The sequence below is a fragment of the Eoetvoesiella caeni genome, from assembly GCF_003315175.1.
GTDB lineage: Bacteria > Pseudomonadota > Gammaproteobacteria > Burkholderiales > Burkholderiaceae_B > Eoetvoesia > Eoetvoesia caeni.
In genome coordinates, this window is sequence record NZ_QNRQ01000048.1 from 1 (window position 1) to 1,280 (window position 1,280).

Below are 1,280 nucleotides of genomic sequence, written 5' to 3' on the forward strand. Positions count from 1 at the left end.
CTCATGAAAATACGTGTACATCTCAAAAAATACATGGACACGTATCTTGATGAGATTTAACCGAGACTTCTAGACGGTACAGGGCGGGCCGTTACCCTGCTGGTGCTCGATGAAGCCACCGAGGGTCTGGCGCCCATCATCCGTACCGAGATCTGGCAGGCGCTGACCGCGCTCAAAGAGCAGGGCATGTCGCAGATTGTCATCGACAAGAACGTGGGGGCGCTGCTGCCGTTTGCCGACCGCCACTATGTGCTCGAAAAAGGCAAGGTGGTGTGGCAGGGCAGTTCTGACGACCTGCGCCAGAACAGCGCCATCGTGCAGCAATACCTGGGCGTTTGATGCCCGGGGTCTGCAGATACGGGCCAGCAGGGTCGGTCACTGGGAGTGAGTCCTTGGAGAAGCCTCAGCCAAAAATTGACGCACTGCGTTCACGAAGATCTCCATCTTGTCCCAGGGAATCATGTGTCCAGCGCCATCGATGCGCATTTTTGTGCAACTCGGCATCGCTGCACGGATCTCCTCGGCTTCTTCGTCTCGCACGGTATCGCCCAATTCTGCATACATCAATAGAGAGTTTGTCTCGATATGAGGCAGATCTCCGTGAATATCCTCATCGTGAAATGATTTATGAGACTCGATAATCGCTGTGCGGTCGCAGGTCGGAAGCCATTCCATCCGCATTTCCAACTGTCCATCCGTCCAGGGAAGGCTTTTCTGCATGACCTCGAAGCCAGTGCCACATTCGACCTCGTCCAAGGAGCGTAGATAGTAATCCAGAGGGACAGGATAAGGCCTGCGTCCGGGCCCCGAAACAGGAGGGTCAACGAGAATGAGCCTACCTACCTGTTCGGGAAAGCGGACGGCGTGGCGAATGGCGATGCGTGCTCCCATCGAGTGCCCAAGTATGGTGGCTTTGTTCAGCCCAAGGGTACGGATAAAGGCTTCGACATCAGAAGCATAATCATCCAGCCTGTAGCCGAGCTCTCCTCCGGATTGAGAGAGTCCGCGTCCCCGGTGATCCAAAACATAAACATCATTGAAAGCTGCGAGACGATAAGCGACGAACTCCCACGTAGCGGCCGGGCTGGTTATTCCCGGCAATAGCACGAGCGGAGGGTGTCCTTGGCAGAACTCGACATGGTGCAAACGTATTCCATTGACGATGTGGTGGCGGCCTCGCCGGAGAGAGGTGGCGGCGGAAATTCAGACAGTCCGATAAGTGGGGAGCTCAGGGCCTGATCCGGCGATAATGCCGGTAAAGGAACCAGAGAGATGACCAA

2 protein-coding genes and 1 pseudogene are annotated in these 1,280 nt (G+C 55.6%); 1 reads left to right on the forward strand and 2 read right to left on the reverse strand.

The annotated features are described in order from the left end of the window. Positions 1-96 precede the first annotated feature (96 nt). Positions 97-339: pseudogene (locus tag DFR37_RS22725) on the forward strand (ABC transporter ATP-binding protein); the annotation flags it as partial. Between the two features lie 36 nt (positions 340-375). On the opposite strand, the gene DFR37_RS22730 reads toward DFR37_RS22725, so the two are convergent. Both DFR37_RS22730 and DFR37_RS23200 read right to left on the reverse strand, forming a co-directional pair. After that, a complete protein-coding gene (locus DFR37_RS22730; protein WP_245954061.1) occupies positions 376-1,107 on the reverse strand; it encodes an alpha/beta fold hydrolase in 732 nt (243 codons plus the stop codon). Then, a partial coding sequence (locus tag DFR37_RS23200) for a hypothetical protein (RefSeq protein WP_211317355.1) occupies positions 1,089-1,280 on the reverse strand: 192 nt, incomplete at its 5' end. The genes DFR37_RS22730 and DFR37_RS23200, both read right to left, overlap by 19 nt.